We start from the raw sequence: 20,704 nt of genomic DNA, 5'->3' as shown, positions 1-20,704 counted from the left end.
TGGAGAGGACACGGTGATGTCGGGACGAACAGTCAGACGAGCCATCGCGACCGCGACCTGCGGCGTGATGGCCTGCGGCGGCCTGGTGCTGTTACCGGGCTCCGCGTACGCGGATTCGCATGTACTGCCGGGCAACGAGAGCGACGTCGGCCTCTACACCGACGGCCTGACCGACACGATGGACATCGGCGACCCCACGTACCTCAACGAGGACCAGGTCGCGACCGTGCTCGAGCCGGGCGTGCCGTACACCGCGGGGAGCATGCACCAGTCGATTTTCGACCGGGACCTCGCCGCCGGCGGGACCGACTACTACCTCGACCGCATCCTGGGCGTGCGCGGGACCAGCGGCAACGGCGTGCTGCAGACCCGTGGCCGCACGCTGTACATGCGCGGCAACAGCCAGTTCGGCACCATGGGCTTCGCGGGCAGCGCGTACGCCGGCGGCCCGAACAACCTGGGCAACTTCTACACCGTGACGGTGCCCGGCCAGACCGTCGCCGAGGTGGGCGCCGAGCGGTTCAACGCGCCGAGCCACGCGCGCGGGCGCTACACCGTCGGCACGACAGGCGTGGTCGCCGAGCAGACCAAGCTCATCACCTACGACAACGTCGCGGTCACCCGGCTCGCGTTCAGCAACCCGGGCGCCGAGGCCGTCACGTTCACCGTCCGCGCCGCCGCGCCGCTCGCCACCACGTCCACCGACGCGGCCGACGAGCTGACCGGCACCCGGACGCTGACCAGCGGGGCCAACAACGGGCTCATCGACACCCCGTGGTCGCGGGTGACGGTCGGCCTCAAGGCCGATGGTTTCACGCGAAACGGAACCAACCTCGACCGCGAGATCACCGTGCCCGCTGGCGGGTCGGTCGACCTGTCCGTCGTCGGCGTGCTCTACTCCGACGCGCTGCCGGACTCGCGGGCCAGCTTCTACGAGTACGCGGAGCTGGCGCCGGCCGAGGCCACGCGCACCGCGATCACCGAGTTCAACCGCCGCTGGGCGGCCGACATCCCCTACATCGACGTGCCGAGCCCGGCGGTCGAGAAGGCGATCGTCTACCGCTGGTGGGGCGAGCGCTACAACAGCCTCGACGCGAACGAGCCGGGCTACGTCTACCAGTACCCGACCACGATCGAGGGCGTGAACCTGTACCAGAACGCCGTCGCGCTCACGCAGCCGATGCACCTGCAGGACACGAAGTGGATCCGCAACCCGTACCTCGCCTACGGGCAGATCCTCAACATCGGCGAGCTGTCCGGCTCGTCGGCGTTCCTCGACAGCCCCGGCCACACCAGCTGGAACAACCACTACTCGCAGTACCTCGGCACCGCCGGGCTGGAGGCGTACAACGTCCACGGCGGCGGCCCCGCGGTGGCCGAGCGGTTCGGCCACTACTTCGAGTGGGACGGCAAGGGTCAGCTGGAGCACTACGACGGCAACGGCGACGACCTCATCGCCTACGACAGCAACTTCATGCCGGGCAACGACTCCGACGCGATCAGCTTCGGCTACCCGAAGGTCGGCAGCGGCGCACCGGGAGCGCGGACCATCGAGCGGCCGGAGTCGGCCTACGTGTGGGGCGACTTCGACGCGGCCCGCCAGCTCTACGCGATGGCCGGGGCGGACCCGGCGAAGGTCGACGAGATGGGCGACAAGGCCGACGAGCTCCGCGAGTCGATCCTCGGCCGGTTGTGGAGCCAGGAGATGCGGATGTTCCTCGCCGGCACCTCGCATGGCGCGACGTCGGGCGGGACCCAGAACCCGCTGAGCGCGGCCGAGCGGGACCTCATCCCGGCGCGGGAGTCGAACCTGTACGACGTCTACGCCCAGAACCTCATCCCGTTCGACCAGGCCAACACCTACGTCGACGGCTTCCGGTTCCTGCGCTACGGCGACAACTTCCCGATCTTCCCGTTCTACACCGCCAACCAGTGGGACAAGACGAAGTTCGGGATCGGCGGGTCGAACAACTTCTCCAACATCAACTTCACGGTCCAGTACCGCGCCGTCCGGTCGGCATTGCGGCACTACGACCCGGAGCAGAAGTACGTCACGCCGGAGTACGCCGCGCGGCTGCTGGACTGGATGGCGTGGAGCATCTACCCGAACGGTGACGCCCGGGTGGCGAACCAGGCCGAGTACTACTCGAACTGGAACCCGGCGACGCGCACCTACAACCGCAACAACCAGAACCACATCATGCTCGGCAACATGAACTACATCTACGTCGAGGACATGGGCGGCATCCAGCCGCGCTCCGACGACGTGATCGAGCTGTCGCCGATCGACCTCGGCTACGACCACTTCATGGTCAACAACCTGCGCTACCACGGCAAGGACGTCACGATCGTGTGGGACGAGGACGGCTCCCACTACGGCCTGGGCGCGGGCTACAGCCTGTTCGTCGACGGTGAGCGCAAGGCGACCGCGAACGCGCTGGGCGGGTTCGTCTACGACCCGAACAGCCACGAGATCGTCGAGTCCGACGAGGGCCTGACGGTCACCGTGGCCGGTGCCGAGGGCGCCGAACTCCCCGCCGCGGTCGACACCGCCATCGAGGACGAGCGCGTCGCGTCCTACCTGCGCACGGCCGGCATCGACCTCGGCGAGGACGCGCCGAACCTGGCCGACGGCGCCGAGCTGTCGTCGTCGTTCACCCAGCAGGGCGCCCGTCCGACGCCGTGGCGGCAGTTCCACACGCCGGGCTGGACCAGCGGCGCGATGAACTACACGCCGGGTGCGATCAAGGAGACCGAGCGCCCGGTCACGCTCGCCGCGGTGACCGACGGCGTCACCGTCAACGAGCCGTACTGGGGCAACTACGGCACGACGGAGCCAGGCGGTTACGTCGAGCTGGACCTCGGCGAGCCGGTCCGGTTCGACAACCTCAAGGTGTGGTTCGTCAGCGACCGCCAGACCGGCGGCTACCGCGAGCCGCAGCGCTACACGATCCAGATCCCCGACGGCAGCGGCGGCTGGGTCACCGTCCCGGACGCGTTCAAGTCGCCGAAGATCCCCGGCGCCAAGTTCAACGAGGCGCTGTTCGACGCCGTCACGACCGACCGGGTGCGGCTGGCGTTCACCAACACGCCGTCGTTCTCGACCGCGATCTCGGAGATCCAGATCTTCGACTCCGGCCGCGAGGTGCCCGACGTCGTCAATGACCCGCCGTCGGTGACGGTCACCGTCGACCGGACGCGGGACGGCAACCTGTCCACGAACCTGGTCGGGATCATCACCGACGACGGCGCCCCCGACACCGGCGAGCTGACCTACAGCTGGTCGGCGGTCTCGCGGCCGGCCGGCGCCGGGGTCATCTTCGGCAACGCCAACGCACTGAGCACGACGGTCACGGGCACGGTCGCGGGGACCTACGTGTTCCGGCTGACGGCGTCCGACGGCGAGCTCACCACCCAGCGCGACGTCGAGGTGCAGCTGACCGAGAAGCCGACCTCGGCCGAGTTCGGTGCGCTGGCCACGATCACCACCAGCGGCAGCGCACCTTGGGAGAACCCGCTCCGGGTGAACGAGCCGACCACGCCGGCCAGCTCCAACCCCGGCGCCGGCAACGGCTGGGGCTCGTGGGGTCAGCCCGCCAACGGCACGTCGCCGGCGAACGCCGCGTGGCTCCGGTACAGCTGGGACTCGCCGGTGCTGATCGGGTCGACCGACATCTACTGGTACGACGACAACGGCGGCACCCGGATGCCCCGGGCCGACACGTACGTCGTCGAGAGCTCGAACGACGGCCAGACCTGGACGCCCGTCACGCTGACCGGGACGTCGACGTACGCGGGCGCGCTGACCCGCAACGCCTACAACCACCTCGACTTCCAGGCCATCACCACGAGTCACCTGCGCATCCGCATCACTGGCGTGCAGGGCAGCGGTGCGGGCACGGGTGTGCTGAGGTGGCGGGTCAACGGCGACACCGTCGAGACGGTGGACAGCCCGGTCCTGATGCGCACGGTGGTCGGCGAGGTGCCGACGCTGCCGGCCGAGCTGGACGTCGAGTACGCGAGCGGTGCGCGCGGTTCGCTGCCGTTCACCTGGCAGCCGATCACCGAGGAGATGGTGGCCGAGACCAACGTCGACCCGTTCGTCGTCTACGGCACGAACACGACGTACGGCCTGATCGCCGAGGCGCGCGTCTACGTGCGGCCGGAGAACTCGCCGGGCGGCATCTCGATCCAGGGCGCCGAGCAGTTCGAGCAGTCCGTCGACGTGGGCGAGCTGCCGCACCTGCCGACGAAGGTCGAGGTCTCCTACAACGACGGCTCGCGCGACAATCAGGCGATCGGCGTGGACTGGAACTTCAATCCGGCCGTCGTCAACACCCCGGGCGCCTACACGATCACCGGTGACCTGATCCTGCCCGACTACGTGAGCGACGCGGGCACCCGGTCCACGACGCTCAGGCTGACGGTGGGTGACGGCGGGACGCCGCCCGCGGTGACCGTGGCCACCGAGGTGCGCTGCCTCGGGCGGCGGGCCGTGATCGATGTCCGGGCGACGAATGGTGAGCCCGTCGAGCTCGACATCACGCTCGAGACGCCGTACGGCACCCGCCAGCTGGACGGCATCGAGCCCGGTGCCGCCGCGTTCCAGCTGTTCGCCACGAGGCAGGCGAGCATCGCCGCCGGTCAGACGACGGTCACCGCGATCGACGCCAACGGCAGGACGGCGGAGATCGTCAAGCCCTACCCGGCGATCACCTGCGGGTAGCGCACCGCCACCTCCCAGCCCTCGGGTGCAGGCGCCAGGCCCGAGGGCCGCGGAGGGGGCGGAGGATGCGGAGCCGGCGTCAAGAGCGCACGCGGCATGCTTCACCGCCGCGAAGCGGAGCCGGCGCAGCATCCTCCGCCCCCACCGCTCCTCAGGACCGTAAGCCTGACGCGAGGAGACCCCATGACCGCCACTCGACGCCGCAGCCTGCTTTTCCGCAGTGGGCCGGCTGCCGTCGCCGCCGTACTCGCCGCCGGCCTGCTCGGCCCGGTCGCGCCCGCGGCCGCCGCCGACCCCGTCACATTCACGAACACCGAGAACCCGATCCTCGGCGACGGCAGCTACTACTCGGCCGACCCCGCGCCGATCGTCGTCCCGGCCGGCACGCCGGGCAACGACACCGGCGCCGACCAGCTCTACATCTTCACCGGCCACGACGAGGCCGGCCCGACCCGCAACGACTTCATCATGAACGAGTGGGGCGCGTTCGTGACCTCCGACGTCGACGCCGGCGAGTGGACGCACCACCCGTCGCTCATGCGCCCCGAGCAGGTGTTCGGCTGGGCGACGCCCGGCCGCGCCTACGCCGGTCAGGTCGTGCGCGGCGTCGACGGCCGCTACTACTGGTACGTCCCGGTGAACGAAGCGGCCAGCCCGGCCAGCGACAAGTTCGGCATCGGGGTCGCGGTCTCGGACACCCCGACGGGACCGTGGACCGACCACGTCGGCGCGCCGATCATCTCCCAGCGGGTGCCGGCCCCCAACACCATCCACAACATCGACCCGACGATCCTCATCGACGGCGAGGCGCCGAACCAGCGCGTCTACGTCTACTGGGGCAGCTTCGGCAACCTGCGCATGCTCGAGCTGCAGCAGGACATGAAGACCCCGATCGGCTCGGTGCGCAACGTCACGGGGCTGACCGGCTTCTTCGAGGCGGCCTGGATCTTCAAGCGCAACGACACCTACTACATGGCCTACGCCGGCAACAACGCCGGGCCGACGTCGCCGTGCACGCCGGCGAACTACCACGCGTGCATCGCCTACGGCACGGCCACGTCGCCGGCCGGGCCGTGGACGTACCGCGGGCGGATCCTCGCCCCGGTGTCGTCGACGACCAGCCACCCGGGCATCGTGCGGTTCGACGGGCAGTGGTGGCTGGCCTACCACACGGCCGACGCCGTCGGCGGCAACCACTTCCGCCGCTCGGTGGCGATCGACCGCCTCGAGTGGGACGACACCCAGACGCCGGCCCGCATCCTTCCGGTCGTCACGACGCCGCCGAAGGTCAAGGACGTCACGCCGCGCGCCAACGTGGCCCAGGAGGCGGCCGTCACGGTCTCGAACACGCCGGTGCCGACGCAGTACTGGGTGAAGGCACTCAACGACGAGATCGTCCGGCCCAACCCGCTGCCGCCGGACATGTGGGGCACTTGGACCGGCAACAACCCGCCGCAGCAGTGGGTCCAGTACACGTGGGACCGGCCGCTGCGGCTGACCGGCTCGCAGATCGAGTTCTGGAACGACCAGCCGCAGGGCACCGGCGTCGGTGTCGCGGCGCCCGCGTCGTGGAAGATCCAGTACTGGGACGCGAGCGGCGACGGGCAGTGGCGCGACGTGCCGAACCCGAGCGGGTACGGCACTGGCACGAGCGGGTTCCAGAACACGACGTTCAGCCCGGTGACGACGACGCAGCTGCGGGCCACGTTCGACGCCTCGACCAACGGCCAGACGTACTCCGCTGTCGCGGTCGAGGAGTGGAAGGCGCTGGCCGAGCAGCCCGGGTCCGTCGCACCGCCGCCGATGACCGTCGAGGTCGGCGAGACGGAACTGCCCGGCACGGTGCCGGTGACGTTCCCGTCGTCGGGCGAGACGCTACAGGTCCCGGCGTTCTGGGACGCACTGGACGCCGACGACGTCGCGGCGCCCGGATCGCTCACCGTGGAGGGCTCGGTCCTCGGCTACGCGGGCGGGCGGGTGACGGCCACCGTCAACGTCATCGACCCCGGGGACACCGAGGGCGACGAGACCGCGCCCACCGTCACGCTGGCGCCGAGCGGCAGCGCAGGCAGCGCCGGCTGGTTCCGGTCCGACGTCCGGGTGCGGGTCGCCGGCGCGGACGACCGTGGGGGCCGGGTCACCATCGAGTCGGTGGTCGACGGCGGGGCGCCGGTGGTCGCGGGGCCGGTGCGCTACACCGACGTCACGGTCACCGGCGACGGGCAGCACGCCGTCGTCGCGACGGCCACGGACCGGGCCGGCAACACCTCGGACCCGGCGAGCCTCGCCGTCCGGATCGACCGCGTCGCCCCGGCCAGCGCCGGGACGGTCGACGAGGCGCGCCGGTCCGTGCGCATCTCGGCGACCGACGCCACGTCCGGCCTGGCCCGCATCGAGTACGCCATCGGCACGGGCGGGGCCTGGACGCCTTACGACGGCCGCCCGGTCAAGGCGCCGGACACCCAGCGGCACCAGGTGTTCTTCCGCGCCACCGACGTCGCCGGCAACGTCGAGACCACGCGGTCGGCGGTGATCCCGGCCGACATCTCCGGGCCGCTGACCGGCAACGTCGCGCCGCTGGGCACGGCGACCGCCTCGTACACGGCCGGGTGGAACGCCGTCGGCGCGCTCAACGACGGCCTCGACCCGAACAACCCGAGCCAGGCGCAGCTCTGGGGCACCTGGTCGGGCAACCGGCCGGCCACCCAGTGGGCCCAGTTCCAGTGGGCCCGGCCGATCCGGCTCACCGGCGCCGAGATCAAGTTCTGGCGCGACCAGCCCCAGGGGACGGGCGAGGGCGTCGCCGAGCCGCAGTCCTGGGTGCTGCAGTACTGGGACGGCTCGGCCTGGCGCGACGTCGAGAACCCGTCGGCGTACGGGACCAGCTCGACCGCCTTCAACACGGTGACGTTCACGCCGGTGACCACAGACCGGCTGCGCGCGGCGATCGCCGCGAACGGCAACGGCACGACGTACTCCGCGGTCGCGGCGACGGAGTGGCGGGTCTTCGCCGACGATCCCGGCCTGCCGAAGGTGCCGGCGACGGTCGAGGCCGGCACCCGCTGCCTCGGCCGGACCGGCTTCGTGACGGTGCGGGTCACCAACGACCACGACGTGCCCATCGACGTCCGGATCGAGACCGCCTACGGCATCCGCTCGTTCCGCGACGTCGCTCCGGGCGGGGTCGCCGACCAGTCCCTCGCCGCGCGGACGGCGCAGATCCCCGCGGGCGAGGTGACGGTCGAAGCCACTGGCACCGTCAACGGTGAGGAGGTGGTGACCGAGGTCTACGCAGACTACGAAGCCGCGACGTGCGGCTGATATCCCACCGACCCTCGACGCCTGCCGGTTCCGGTGGGCGTGGAGGGCAGCACTCACCGATCGGGCCGGTTCCGTCCAGTCAGCTGGACGGGGCCGGCCCGACCTGCAGCGGCAGCGCGCCGCCGTGGTGCAGGCGGACGTCGTCCACCGCCTTGGTGAGCTCCAGGTCCGGCAGCTCGCGCGCGACGGCTTCCAGCATGAGCCGGGCCTCCAGGCGGCCGAGCGGCGCGCCGAGGCAGAAGTGCCCTCCGTACCCGAACGCGAGGTGCCGCGCGACGTCGGCGCGGTGGACGTCGAACACGTCCGGGTCGGCGAAGACCTCGGGGTCGCGGTTCGCGCCCCACAGCGACAGGCCGACCCGCTCGAACGCCGGGATCGTGCCGCCGGCGAGGTCGAGCTCGCGGAACGTGAACCGCGGCGGGACGATCTCGACCGGCCCGCGGAACCGCAGCGTCTCCTCGACGACCGCACCGGCCAGCGACGGGTCGGTGCGCAGGTCGTGCCACTGCTCTGGATGGGTCAGCAACAGACGCAGCGCGTTCGCGATGACGTCGACGGTGGTCTCCTGGCCGGCGATCAGCAGCAGCTGCACCATCGCGACCAGCTCGTCGCGGTCCAGCGCCTCGCCCTGCGCCTCCAGCGCGACCAGCCCGGAGATCAGGTCGTCGCGCGGCTCGGCCCGGCGTCGCGCGGCCAGCTCGTCGACGTAGGCCGCGAACGCCAGTGTGGCCGAGCCGTCGTAGTCCGACGCGGAGACGATCGTCGCCGACCAGTCCCGGAACCTGGCGCGGTCCTCGTCCGGGACGCCGACGAGCTGCGCGATGACGTTGACCGGCAGCGGGTCGGCCAGGTCGGTCACCGCGTCGAACCGGCCCAGCCGGCGCGCCTGCGCGACGAGCTCGGCCGCGACGTCGGCGATCCAGCCCTCCAGCCGAGCCACCGTCCGCGCGGTGAACGCGGTGCTGACCAGCCGCCGCAGCCGGGTGTGGTCGGGCGGGTCCAGCGCGATCAGCTGGCGCGACGAAATGCGCTCGGTCTCGCTCGGCGGGTACGGCGACGGCGAACGGTCGCGCTCCTGGTGCCGGTGCACCTCGTGCCCGATGTCCGGGTGCTGCAGGCCCTCGAGCACGTCGGCGTGCCGCGCGACGATCCAGAACCGGTTGCCGGCCGGGTCGTACTGCGGCACCGGGCCGCCGGCCGCGCGCACGCGGGCGTAGAACGGGTGCGGGTCGCGCCGGGTCTCGGGCTCCCACAGCTCCAACGGCCCGAAATCGTCGGTCAAGAGTCCCGCCCTCTCGTGCGGTGGTACCCGCCGGCCGGCCCAGGGACCGGCCGGCGGTTAGGGGGTGAACGTCAGACTGCCAGCTCGGCCCGCGCCTGGCCGGCGGCCGCGACGACCGTGTCCTTCTGCTCGTCGGTCAGCAGGCCCAGCGTGACGAACTCCTCGGCGGTCCGGGCGACCGTCGAGACGAACGCGCCGTGGTTCTTGAACGGCGCGTCGTCCCACACGACGTCGAGGAAGCTCAGACCGTCGGTGCCCGGCTGCGGGATGCCGGTGACCGGGACGTCGTAGTTCGGCAGCTCGTCGTTGCGCTTCACGTTCGGAACACCGGTGTCGATGCTCCCGAAGACGATCCGCGGCTCGACCCGGCGGAAGTACGCCGAGTGTGCCTGGGTGTCGCCGACGTACCACGGCCGCAGGTTGAACCCGTGCGTCGTGAACAGCTGGTCGCCCGCCGGGCTGGTGCCGGCCGCGGTGATCGCCGAGCGCGCATAGTCGCCGTCCAGCTTGAGCTGTGAGTACAGCGTCAACTCGCGGTACGTGCCGCCACCGGGGTTGCCGAGGATCGGCAGCAGCAGCGGGCCCCACATGATCGACTGGGTGTCCGGCCGGTCGATGGCCCGCTCGATCCGGATCCCGAACGGCATCGACACCTCGACGACGTCACCCGGCCGCCAGGTGCGGCGCAGCGTCGCGTAGGTGCCGGGGTCGGCCGGCTGCATGGGCGCCGGCCGGCCGTTGACGCGGACCGTGAACCCCTTCGTCGCCCAGGCGGGACGGCGCAGCTTCAGGTCGAACAGGCCGCCGCCGCTCTGGATGGTGATCCGCGTGCTGTCCTGGCGCGGGAAGGCCGTCTCCTGCGAGACGACCAGGCCCTTCTCGGCCCAGGTCAGCGTCGACGGCACGAACAGGTTCACCCACAGCGCCGAGCCGTCGGCGGACTTGAAGTACACGGTGTCCTGGTACTTCGTGTGGTTCTCCAGCCCGGTGCCGCCGCAGCAGGTGCCGGTGTTGCCGAACGACCGGTTCGCGCCGGGCGTCAGCGGCTGGAAGTAGGTGACCTGCGGGTTGCTGGTCGTCGTCGTGTCGGCGCGCGAGCCGGCGATCTGGTTGAAGATCGCCCGCTCGTAGTAGTCCATGTACGCCGGGTCCTGCGTGTGGAAGAACAGGTTCCGGGCCAGCTTCGACACGTTGTAGATCGAGCAGGTCTCCGCGCCGCCCTGGGCGATCGCGTTGGCGATGTTGTCCCGGTTCTGGAACATCTCGATGTTGTTGTTCGAGCCGGGGAAGTTGCCGCCGGTGCCGCCGTGGCTGAACATGCGGTGCGGGACGATCCAGGTGAAGAAGTGCTTCGCCGCGTCGAAGTAGTCCTGCACGCCGGTCTGCTCGAAGATCCGCAGGTAGCCGGTGAAGTTCGGCACGTGCATGTTGACGTGCAGCCGGGCCGGCCGGCGGCGGCCGATCTGGCTCGGGTTCGTCACCACGAGGATGTCGCGGTCGTCGACCGCCGCGTCGAACAGCGACTCGCGGTTGTCGAAGAGCTTGGCGGTTTCGAGGTGCTGCTCGTCGCCGGTCAGCGCGTAGATCTCCGGGAAGATCTCGTTGGCGCCGCCGAGCTCGCCGGCGATGTAGGTGTCCCACATGTAGTTGAGGTCGCTGCGGGTGATCGGCCCCGTGTACTGCGGGTGCTTCTTGTCGCCGATGGTCAGGGCGCTGTGCGCCCAGTCCGCCATCTTCGTGACGACGTCGAGCGCGGTCTGGTTGCCGGCCAAGTAGTAGGCGTCCAGCAGGCCGCGCATGATCTTGTGCTGGGTGTACCACGGCGCCCAGACGTTGGTGGCGAGGTTGCCGCCATAGACGGCGAACCGCGGCGGCGCCAGACGGATCACCGCGTCCTCCGGGATCGCGCCGAGGTAGCCGGGGTAGACCGGCGTCCACAGCGGCTCGTTGCCGCTCGGCACCGGCACGATGCCCGCCGACCGGCCGTTAGGCGACGCGTCCTGCAGCGTGGCGCCCTCGGTCTCGTCGCACCTGTACCAGGCGATGTTGCCGCCGCCGGTCGTCCCGGCGGCCGAGTCCTGCAGCGACTGCACCTCGGCCGCGCTGAGCGCCCGGTCGAAGATGTGGAACTCGTCGATCGTCGCGTTGAGCATCGGGTCGCCGTACTGCGACCGGCCGATCCAGACGTTGCCCGGGACGCCGAGGTTGGTCGGGTTGAGCGTCATGTTCGCGTTGGTGCCGGCGACCGCGCCGTTGACGTACAACGTGCCGACGTTCCCAGCGAGGCTGACGGCGAGGTGCACCCACTGGCTGGTCGGGATCGCCGACGTGCCGTTGATCTGCTGCTCGCCGCCGCTGCCGCTGGTCGTGATCGCGAACCGGGGCGCGTTGCCGGTGCTGCCGGAGCGTGCGGTCAGGAACATGTTGACGGCGGTCCCGGTGCCGAAGTCGAAGACCCGGCTCCAGCTCTGCGCCTGGGCGAGGTTGACCCAGGTCGCGATCGTGAAGTTGGTGAGCTGCGACACCGCCTCCTGGGGCAGCCGCACGTGCTGGGCGGTGCTCCCGCCGTTGAGCCGCAGGCCGTTGCCGAACCGGCCCGGTACCCGGCCGATGACCGGCTCCTCGGGCTCCTCCGGCTCGTCCGGGTTGTCGATGCGCGCTGTGATGGCGGCCTGGCAGGCAGCCAGCTCGGTGACCATCCAGTCCAGCTTGGTCTTGAAGATCTGCTCGCCGCCGTCGGCGTAGGCCTGGGCGAGGGCGCTCAGGTAGTGGCCGGCCCAGTGCCCGCTCAGCAGGCCGCCGTCCTCCCATCCGCCGGGCGTCGACACCCCGGGCGGGTTCGGCCGGCCGGCCTGGTTGTTGAAGAGCACGAGGAAGCGCCGCTCGTCGAACGTCTGCAGGAACGCCTTCATCCGGTCGCGCTTCTCCTGCAGCAGACCCGTTCCCAGGCGGACGTCGTTCGGCCAGAACGGCCGCACCGGCGCGTTGCTGCCCGCGCCGACGTACGGGGCGGCGCCCGTCACGTCGTCGGCGGCCGCGCCGCTGGTCTCTACCGCCGCTGCGGCGGCAGTGGGAATGGCCGTCGGTGCGGCGATCGCGGCCGCGCCGATGGCGGAGGCGCGCACGAACGTGCGGCGGCTCAGGCCCGGCTTCTCGATTGTCATGCTCCGTCTTCCCTTCATTGCGAGGTCGGCACTTGACGGGTCCGGGAACCCCCTGGTGAGAGGGTGTTCCCGGTAACAATGTGCGGCGGTGGTCTCCTCTTCTTCGATACGGCGGTGACAGTACTATGCCACATTTGACATGAAATTTGGCGAGCGTCTCACTGACAGCCGTTGATCATGGAGAAGGTCGGGTCCGGCGGCGCTCGGAAGCCGACCTTTTCCATGATCAACTGGGTGGGAGAGGCGGGAGAGGTGGGGTCAGAAGCCCTGGGCAAGGCGGTAGTAGGCCTGGTTCCAGCGCAGCTCGTTGGTGAACTGACGGGTCGTCGTGCCGGCGTCGATCAGCAGCAACTCGGTGCGCACCATGTCGGCGAACAGACTCAGCACGTCCGAGCCCACGGCCTGCGACAGCACGGTGTGGTGCGGCCCGCCGGCGGTCAGCCACGCCTCGGCCGACGTCGACAGGCTCGGCCGCGGCTTCCACACGGCCCGGGCCACCGGCAGGTTCGGCAGCGGCTCGTCCGGCGGCACGACGTCGATCTCGTTCGCCACCAGCCGGAACCGCTCGCCGAGGTCGGCCAGCCCGACCACGACCGCCGGGCCGGGCGCCGCGTCGAACACCAGCCGGACCGGGTCCTCGCGGTTGCCGATGCCCAGCGGGTGGATCTCGCCCGACGGCGTCGCCGCCGAGATCGTCGGGCAGACCTCCAGCATGTGCGCGCCGAGGATCTTCGGCTCGCCCGGCCCGAAGTGGTACGTGTAGTCCTCCATGAACGACGTGCCGCCCGGCAGGCCGGCCGCCATCGACTTCACCGTCCGCACCAGCACCGACGTCTTCCAGTCGCCCTCGCCGCCGAAGCCGTAGCCGTCGGCCATCAGCCGCTGCACCGCGAGGCCCGGCAGCTGGCGCAGCCCGCCGAGGTCCTCGAAGTTCGTGGTGAACGCGCGGAACCCGCCGTCGGTGAGGAACGTGCGCAGGCCGGCCTCGATGCGGGCGGCGTAGCGCAGCGACTCGTGCCGGTCGCCGTCCTTGCGCAGCTCCGGCACCAGGTCGTAGGCGTCGTCGTACTCCGCGACCAGCGCGTCGACCTCGGCGTCGCTGGCGGCGTCGACGACCGCGACCAGGTCGTTGACGCCGTACGTGTTGACCGAGACGCCCAGCCGCAGCTGCGCCTCGACCTTGTCGCCCTCGGTGACGGCGACGTCGCGCATGTTGTCGCCGAACCGGGCCAGCCGCAGCGAGTGCACCTCGGCGTAGCCGACGGCGGCGCGCACCCAGTCGGCCACCCGCCCGACGACGGCGGGGTCGCTGACGTGCCCGGCGACGGTCGAGCGGGCGACGCCGAGCCGGGACTGGATGTAGCCGAACTCGCGGTCGCCGTGAGCGGCCTGGTTGAGGTTCATGAAGTCCATGTCGAGCTCGGCCCACGGCAGCGACCGGTTCGCCTGCGTGTGCAGGTGCAGCAGCGGCGTGCGTAGCGCGTCGAGCCCGGCGATCCACATCTTGGCCGGCGAGAACGTGTGCATCCACGCGATCAGGCCCACGCAGGCGTCGTCGGCGTTGGCCTCGAGCGCGACCCGGCGGATCGCGTCGGCCGAGGTGAGCACCGGCTTCCACACCACGCGCACCGGGATGTCGCCGGCCTCGTCGAGCGCGCGGGCGACCTCCTGGGACTGCTCGGCCACCTGCCGCAGCGTGTCCTCGCCGTACAGCCCCTGGCTCCCGGTCAGGAACCAGACCTCGCGCTGACCGAACACGTCGTCCATCGTCATCTCCTCGTCACTGCCCGTAGACGTTCTGGTACCGGTCGTAGAGCCGGTCGATGTCCTCCGCCGGGATCGGCACCGGCTCGCCGAGCTGCCGCGTGATGTGCACCGTCCGGGCGACGTCCTCGCACATCACCGCGGCCTTGACGGCGGCGCGGGCGTTCGTGCCGATGGTGAAGACGCCGTGGTTCTGCATGAGCACGGCCGGCGAGCGGTGCCCGGTCAGCGTCTCGACGATGCCGCGGCCGATGGAGTCGTCGCCGATCAGCGCGAACGGCCCGACCGGGATCTCGCCGCCGAACTCGTCGGCCATCGCCGTCAGCACGCAGGGGATCGGCTCGGCCCGCGCCGACCACGCCGTCGCGTATGTCGAGTGCGTGTGCACGACGCCGCCGACCTCGGGCATCGCTCGGTAGACGTAGGCGTGCGCGTCGGTGTCGCTGGACGGCGACAGCTCGCCGTCGACCGGCTTGCCGTCGAGGTCGCAGACGACCATCGACTCGGGCGTGAGGTCGTCGTAGGACACCCCGGACGGCTTGATGACGAACAGGTCCTCGCCCGGCACCCGGCCCGACACGTTGCCCGACGTCCAGGCGACCAGGTGGTTCCGGGTCAGCTCGGCGTGCAGGTCGCAGACCGTGCGGCGCAGCTGGTCAAGCGCGGTCACCGGGCCACCGCCGCGCGCTTGATCGCCCGGAGCCGGTGCATGACGTCGTTGCCGCCGCGGCCGAAGTGGTCGTGCAGCGTGACGTACTCCGCGTAGAGCGCCTCGTAGGCCTTCGTGTTGTCCGGGTCGGGCTGGTAGACGCCGCGGTCGACGTTGCCCATCGCGGCCGCGCCGGCCCGGACGTCGGGGTACGCGCCCGCGGCGACCGCGGCGTGGATGGCCGAGCCCAGCGCCGGGCCCTGCTCGGACCCGATGACGCTCAGCGCCAGCCCGGTGACGTCGGCGTAGATCTGCATGATCAGGCGGTTCTTCAGCAGTCCGCCGGCGATGATCAGCTCGGTCACCTCGACGCCGGCGCGGTTGAACGTCTCGATGATGGTGCGGGTGCCGAACGCCGTCGCCTCGATCAGCGCGCGGTAGACGTCCTCGGGCTTGGTGGCCAGCGTCTGCCCGACGACGACGCCGGACAGCTCGTGGTCGACCAGCACCGAGCGGTTGCCGCTGTGCCAGTCCAGCGCGACCAGCCCGTGCTCGCCGACCCGCTGGTCCGCCGCCAGCTCGGTCAGGTAGTCGTGGACGCTCTGGCCGCGCTGGGCGGCCTCCGCGGCGTAGCTCGCGGGCACCGAGGTGTCGACGAACCAGCCGAAGATGTCGCCGACGCCGCTCTGCCCGGCCTCGTAGCCCTGCAGCCCGGCGATGATGCCGCCGTCGACGACACCGCACATGCCCGGCACCTCGCGCAGCACGTCGCCGTTCATGACGTGGCAGGTGGAGGTGCCCATGATCGCGACCATCTGGCCCGGCTCGACCGCCTGCGCGGCCGGCGCCGTCACGTGTGCGTCGACGTTGCCGACGGCCACGGCGATGCCCTCGGGCAGCCCCGTCCAGGCAGCCGCCTGCGCCGTCAGGCCGCCGGCGCGGTCGCCGAGCTGGCCGATCGGCTGGTCCAGCTTGTCGTCGACGAACCCGGCGAACTCGGGGTTCAGCGCGGCCAGGAACTCGCGTGACGGGTAGCCGCCGTCCTGCCTGATGCCCTTGTAGCCGGCGGTGCAGGCGTTGCGGACGTAGCTGCCGCTGAGCTGCCAGACGATCCAGTCCGCGGCCTCGACCCAGCGCTCGGTCGCCGCGTAGAGCTCCGGGTCCTCCTCGAGCAGCTGCAGGCCCTTGGCGAACTCCCACTCCGACGAGATCAGCCCGCCGTAGCGCGGCAACCAGGCCTCGCCGCGCTCGGCGGCCAGCGTGTTGATGCGGTCGGCGTGCGGCTGGGCGGCGTGGTGCTTCCACAGCTTGACGTACGCGTGCTTGCGATCGGCGTACTCCGGCAGCTCGTTCAGCGGCGTGCCGTCGGCGAGCGTCGGGACCATCGTGCAGGCGGTGAAGTCGGTGGCGATGCCGATGACGTTCGCCGGGTCGACGCCGGCCTCGGCGACCGCCTGTGGCACGGCTGCCTTGAGCACGTCGATGTAGTCGGACGGGACCTGCAGCGCCCAGTCCGGCGGCAGCTGCTCGCCGGTGCCGGGCAGCTCGCGGTCGACGACGCCGTGCGTGTAGGCGTGCACGGCGCTGCCGAGCTCCGCGCCGTCGGAGACGCGGACCACGACGGCGCGTCCGGACAGCGTGCCGTAGTCGACGCCGACAACGACCGCGTCGTCGTTGTTATCGCTCACAAGTGACTCCCTGGTGCGGTGTGGGGCGGCGGTTCGTCATGTCGGGTCAGGTCGTGGCGGGTGCGGTGCTGCTGGCGCGGGTGACGAGCACCGGCGGGACGACGATGCGCTCGGCCACCGGCCGCGGCCCGGTCTCGATGAGGTCGAGCACCAGCGCGATGCTCTTGCGGCCGACCTCGGCGAAGTCCTGCCGGACGGTGGTCAGCGGCGGCGTGAGGAACTCGGCCTCGGGGATGTCGTCGAACCCGACGATGCTGACGTCCTGCGGCACCCGGATGCCGGCCTCGTGCAGCGCGCGCAGCAGGCCGAGCGCCATCTGGTCGTTGGAGACGAAGACCGCGGTCGCCCGGCTCGCGCGGGCGTCGGCGGCGATGCGCCGGCCCGCCTCGTAGCCGGACCGCGGGCTCCAGTCGCCCGCGACGACCGGTGGGATCTCGACGCCGGCGGCCCGCAGGGTGGCGCGCCAACCGCGCTGGCGGCCCTCGGCCTCGAGCCAGTCGGCCGGCCCGGCGACGTGCCAGACCGTGCGGTGCCCGAGGTCGAGCAGGTGCCGGGTGGCCAGTTCGGCGCCGCGCACCTGGTCGACGGCGACCACCGGCATGCCGTCGGCCTCGCCGCCCTCGACCGCGACCACCGGCACGTTGCCCTGCAGCGCCGACACCGCGGCCGCGGCCTCGACCTGCGGCGCGATGGCGATCAGCCCGTCGACCGCCTGCGCGGCGAGGTAGTCCAGCGCCTCGCCGACCGTCTTCCGGTTGATCGTCTTCAGGCTCACGATGCTGATGAAGTACCCGGCGTCGCGAGCCGCCTGCTCCAGGCCGAACAGCGTGCTGGCCGGGCCGTACAGCGTGGTGTCGAACGCGACCACGCCGAGCGTGTTGGTGCGCCGGGTGACCAGCGCGCGGGCGGACAGGTTACGGCGGTAGCCGAGCTCCTCGATGGCCGCCAGGACGCGGTCGCGGGTGGCCGGGCGGACGTTGGGGTGGTGGTTCAGGACGCGGGACACGGTCTGGTGCGAGACGCCCGCGATGCGCGCGACGTCAGCCATGACCGGGCTCCGGCCGGCCGCCCCATGCGTCATACTCACCTCACCCGCTGGTCAGCAGTGTGCTGTGAACGTTAACAAACCGGACCGGTCACGCGCCAGACGAGAGCGCTGGCCCCGGTTTGCAATGAGCACCTATACGCACCGGTGCGTATAGGTGCTCATTGCAAAGGCGCGGCGGCTCAGCCAGCGGCGCGGGTGGCGACGGTGCGGGCGGCGGCCCGGGCGCGTGCGGCGCCGACCTCCGCCACGACGGCGTGCAGGTGCTCGGCGGCCAGCGGTGCCAGGACGGCGTGCGCCAGCGCGTCCGCGTCCGCGTCGGTGCCGGGCGCGGCGGCCGCGAGCAGCAGCGCGACGTGCCGATGCCAGAACCGGTACGCCCCGATCCGGTACCGCGCCCCCGGCGACGCCGTCTCGGACATCCGCACCAGGTCGAGGTGGTCCAGCACGTAGTCGAGGTACGCGTCCACGAACGCCGCCAGCCGTTCCACCGGCCCCGATTCTCCGGGGCCGAGCGGCGGCGGACCGGAGAGGATCGCCTGCTGCAGGTCCCGCTCCCGCTCGTCCAGAAGCGCGACCGCCAGCCCGGCCTTGTCGCCGAACCGCCGGAACACCGTGCCCTTGCCGACTCCGGCCGCCGCCGCGACCGCGTCCATCGTCACGCCGTCGACCCCATGCTCCGCGAACAGCCGGGCGGCCGCGTCCAGGACGGCGACCCGGTTGCGGGCCGCGTCGGCGCGCTCTCGTGGGAGCGAAGGGCCCTCGAGGGAATAACCGGACCACGGTCCGCTCTTATCGACGGGCACAAGCGGACTGTAGTCCAGAAAGGATCCGACTATGCCCTCCCTGCTGCACCTCTCCGCCTCGCCGCGCGGCGCCGACTCCGAGTCGCTGCTGCTCGCGAACGACTTCCTCGCCGCCTATCGCGAGGCGCACCCGGACCACGAGATCGCCCACTGGGACCTATGGGACGGCACGCTGCCGGAGTTCGGCCCGACGGCGGCGCACGCGAAGATGGCGGTCTTCGCCGGCCGGGATCTCGACGCCGCGCAGCGCGACGTGTGGCGCGAGGTCGTCGCCGCGTTCGCCCGGTTCGACGCCGCCGAGCATTACCTGTTCAGCGTGCCGATGTGGAACCACGGCGTGCCTTACGTCCTCAAGCAGTTCATCGACGTCGTGAGCCAGCCCGGCATGGTGTTCGCGCTGGACCCGGCCAGCGGCTACCGCGGGCTGCTGCGCGGCAAGAAGGCGGCCGTCGTCTACTCCAGCGCCGTCTACGCGCCCGGCCGCGGCCCGGCGTTCGGCGAGGACTTCCAGACGAACTACCTGGAGGGCTGGCTGCGCTGGGCCGGTGTCGCCGACGTCGAGACGATCGCGTTGCGCCCTGACGCGGCCAGCGGCGGCGTCGCGTCCGGCCGGGCCACCGCGCAGGAGGAGGCTCGCGCCGTCGCGGCCGGGTTCTGACGGACTACTTGAGCAGCTTGGACATGCGCCGGTCGGCGAGGATCTTGCCGCCGGTCTGGCAGGTGGCGCAGTACTGCAGCGAGGAGTCGGCGAACGACACCTCGCGGACGACGTCGCCGCAGACGGGGCAGGTCTCGCCGGTCCGGCCGTGCACGCGCATGTTGGTGCGCTTGCTGTCCTTGAGGTCCTTCGCGGCCAGCCCTTCGGCCCGCTTCAGCGCCGTCGTCAGCTCGTCGATGATGACGGCGTGCAGGTTGGCGACGCCGTCGGCGTCGAGGGTGGAGGACGGCTGGAACGGCGACAGCTTGGCGGCGTGCAGCACCTCGTCGGAGTAGGCGTTGCCGATGCCGGCGATGACCGCCTGGTCGCGCAGCACGCCCTTGATCTGCGCCCGGCCGGCGCTGGTGAGGATCTCCTGCAACCGGGCGACGGTGAACTCGTCGGACAGCGGGTCGACGCCGAGGCGGGCGATGCCGGGGACGTCGGCGGGGTCGCGCACGACGTAGACGGCGAGGCGTTTGCGGGTGCCGGCCTCGGTGAGGTCGAACCCGGACTCGTCGTTCAGGTGCACCCGCAGCGCCAGCGGGCCGCCCGGCTTCGGCGGCTTCGGCGACAGCGCGTCGCTCCAGCGCAGCCAGCCGGCGCGGGCCAGGTGGACGATGAGGTGGACGCCGTCGCAGTCGAGGTCGACGAACTTGCCGTGCCGGCCGATGCTCGTGACGGTGAGCCCGCCGAGCGCCGTGACCGGAGGGTCGAACGTCTTCAGCACGCTGATGGCGGCGACGTCGACACGGGTGACCACCTTGCCCACGGCCTTCTCGCGAAGGAAGGCCGCGAGCGCTTCCACCTCGGGCAGCTCGGGCATGGTCTCATTTTGCCCTGTGGCCGGCGTGTTCGGCGAACACCGGCGGCAGCGGCAGCTCGAGCGCGCGGCGCAACCGGCTGAGGTACTCCGGCCGCGGGATCTCGACGACCCCGAGGCTGGCCAGGTGCCGGGTGCCCCACTGCACGTCGAGCAGCCGGCCGACCGGCTGCTCGGTGCGCATCATCTCGACCAGCGCGACGAGCGCGACCTTCGACGCGTCGCGGCCCCACCGCTGCCGGGCGTGGAACATCGACTCGCCGGCGAACAGCCCGCCGATGGCGACGCCGTACAGCCCGCCGGCCAGCCGCCCGTCCGCCGTCCATGCCTCGATCGAGTGCGCCCACCCGAGGCGGTGCAGCCGTTCGTAGGCGCGGCGGATGTCGTCGCTGATCCAGGCGCCGGGCCGGGTCGGATCGGCGCACGCCTCGATGACGTCGGGGAACGCGGTGTCGACCCGGATCTCGAACTTGTGCGTCGACTGCCGCAGCGACCGCGAGACCTTCAGCGCGCCCATCGGCAGCACGCCGCGCGGGTTCGGCGACCACCACGCGAGGTCGGTGGCGCGGCCGAGCAGCTGGTCGACCGGCATCGGGAACAGGCCGTTGCGATACGCGGCGAGCAGCGTCCCCGGCTCGAGATCGGCGCCGAACGCGACGAGGTCGTCCTCGCCGGACGTGCTCGGCAGCTCCCATCGGGTCGGTGGTGGCTCGACGGGCACATGCCCTCCCATGGAATC

The 20,704-nt window shown here is 71.4% G+C and carries 12 protein-coding genes; 3 read left to right on the top strand and 9 right to left on the bottom strand.

Annotated features, from left to right (window positions below):
* The first annotated feature begins 16 nt into the window (after positions 1-16).
* Both BLV05_RS04590 and BLV05_RS04585 read left to right on the top strand, forming a co-directional pair.
* Positions 17-4,726: an Ig-like domain-containing protein gene (locus tag BLV05_RS04590; protein WP_197683528.1), complete on the top strand. Its 4,710-nt coding sequence runs from the start codon at positions 17-19 to the stop codon at positions 4,724-4,726.
* 183 nt (positions 4,727-4,909) lie between these two features.
* Entirely contained in the window at positions 4,910-8,047 is a 3,138-nt protein-coding gene (locus BLV05_RS04585) for a family 43 glycosylhydrolase (protein ID WP_046767145.1), read from the top strand.
* Between the two features lie 79 nt (positions 8,048-8,126).
* On the opposite strand, the gene BLV05_RS04580 is transcribed toward BLV05_RS04585, so the two are convergent.
* From BLV05_RS04580 to BLV05_RS04550, 7 genes are all read right to left on the bottom strand, one after another.
* Positions 8,127-9,329 (bottom strand): cytochrome P450, encoded by a 1,203-nt coding sequence (locus tag BLV05_RS04580; RefSeq protein WP_046767146.1) that lies wholly within the window; start codon positions 9,327-9,329, stop codon positions 8,127-8,129.
* A 71-nt stretch (positions 9,330-9,400) separates the two neighbouring features.
* The gene (locus BLV05_RS04575; protein ID WP_046767147.1) at positions 9,401-12,493 is read right to left on the bottom strand and encodes a beta-L-arabinofuranosidase domain-containing protein; all 3,093 of its coding nucleotides are present in this window, start codon (positions 12,491-12,493) and stop codon (positions 9,401-9,403) included.
* Positions 12,494-12,751: 258 nt separating this feature from the next.
* Positions 12,752-14,260: an L-arabinose isomerase gene (araA, locus tag BLV05_RS04570; protein WP_152690604.1), complete on the bottom strand. Its 1,509-nt coding sequence runs from the start codon at positions 14,258-14,260 to the stop codon at positions 12,752-12,754.
* Positions 14,261-14,273: 13 nt separating this feature from the next.
* Positions 14,274-14,927 carry an L-ribulose-5-phosphate 4-epimerase gene (locus BLV05_RS04565; protein ID WP_197683527.1) on the bottom strand — a complete coding sequence of 218 codons (654 nt, stop codon included), beginning with the start codon at positions 14,925-14,927 and terminating at the stop codon, positions 14,274-14,276.
* Positions 14,924-16,594 carry a ribulokinase gene (gene araB, locus BLV05_RS04560; protein WP_046767149.1) on the bottom strand — a complete coding sequence of 557 codons (1,671 nt, stop codon included), beginning with the start codon at positions 16,592-16,594 and terminating at the stop codon, positions 14,924-14,926. Before araB ends, BLV05_RS04565 begins: the two co-directional genes overlap by 4 nt.
* Positions 16,595-16,640: 46 nt before the next feature.
* Positions 16,641-17,642, bottom strand: a complete 1,002-nt coding sequence (locus BLV05_RS04555) for a LacI family DNA-binding transcriptional regulator (protein WP_231948740.1) — start codon at positions 17,640-17,642, stop codon at positions 16,641-16,643.
* A gap of 179 nt (positions 17,643-17,821) precedes the next feature.
* On the bottom strand, positions 17,822-18,445 hold the full coding sequence (locus BLV05_RS04550) for a TetR/AcrR family transcriptional regulator (protein ID WP_046767151.1): 624 nt from the start codon (positions 18,443-18,445) through the stop codon (positions 17,822-17,824).
* 31 nt (positions 18,446-18,476) lie between these two features.
* On the opposite strand from BLV05_RS04550, the gene BLV05_RS04545 reads away from it, so the two are divergent.
* Positions 18,477-19,103 carry an FMN-dependent NADH-azoreductase gene (locus BLV05_RS04545; RefSeq protein WP_046767152.1) on the top strand — a complete coding sequence of 209 codons (627 nt, stop codon included), beginning with the start codon at positions 18,477-18,479 and terminating at the stop codon, positions 19,101-19,103.
* 4 nt (positions 19,104-19,107) lie between these two features.
* Here the strand turns inward: BLV05_RS04545 and BLV05_RS04540 are convergent, their stop codons facing one another.
* A complete protein-coding gene (locus tag BLV05_RS04540; protein ID WP_046767153.1) occupies positions 19,108-19,968 on the bottom strand; it encodes an Fpg/Nei family DNA glycosylase in 861 nt (286 codons plus the stop codon).
* A 4-nt stretch (positions 19,969-19,972) separates the two neighbouring features.
* Positions 19,973-20,698 (bottom strand): leucyl/phenylalanyl-tRNA--protein transferase, encoded by a 726-nt coding sequence (gene aat / locus BLV05_RS04535; RefSeq protein WP_082154978.1) that lies wholly within the window; start codon positions 20,696-20,698, stop codon positions 19,973-19,975.
* Between the last annotated feature and the right edge of the window lie 6 nt (positions 20,699-20,704).

Source organism: Jiangella alkaliphila, from assembly GCF_900105925.1.
Taxonomy (GTDB): Bacteria; Actinomycetota; Actinomycetes; order Jiangellales; family Jiangellaceae; genus Jiangella; species Jiangella alkaliphila.
The sequence above is the reverse complement of the archived record's forward strand: the minus strand, read 5'-3'. Positions and strand labels throughout refer to the sequence as shown.

Bases quoted from the DNA above. Each gene is read 5' to 3' on its own strand.
- BLV05_RS04590 (WP_197683528.1), top strand. From the start codon at position 17: ATGTCGGGACGAACAGTCAGACGAGCCATCGCGACCGCGACCTGCGGC.
- BLV05_RS04585 (WP_046767145.1), top strand. From the start codon at position 4,910: ATGACCGCCACTCGACGCCGCAGCCTGCTTTTCCGCAGTGGGCCGGCT.
- BLV05_RS04575 (WP_046767147.1), bottom strand. From the start codon at position 12,493: ATGACAATCGAGAAGCCGGGCCTGAGCCGCCGCACGTTCGTGCGCGCC.
- araA (WP_152690604.1), bottom strand. From the start codon at position 14,260: ATGGACGACGTGTTCGGTCAGCGCGAGGTCTGGTTCCTGACCGGGAGC.
- BLV05_RS04555 (WP_231948740.1), bottom strand. From the start codon at position 17,642: ATGGCTGACGTCGCGCGCATCGCGGGCGTCTCGCACCAGACCGTGTCC.
- BLV05_RS04545 (WP_046767152.1), top strand. From the start codon at position 18,477: ATGCCCTCCCTGCTGCACCTCTCCGCCTCGCCGCGCGGCGCCGACTCC.
- BLV05_RS04540 (WP_046767153.1), bottom strand. From the start codon at position 19,968: ATGCCCGAGCTGCCCGAGGTGGAAGCGCTCGCGGCCTTCCTTCGCGAG.
- aat (WP_082154978.1), bottom strand. From the start codon at position 20,698: ATGGGAGGGCATGTGCCCGTCGAGCCACCACCGACCCGATGGGAGCTG.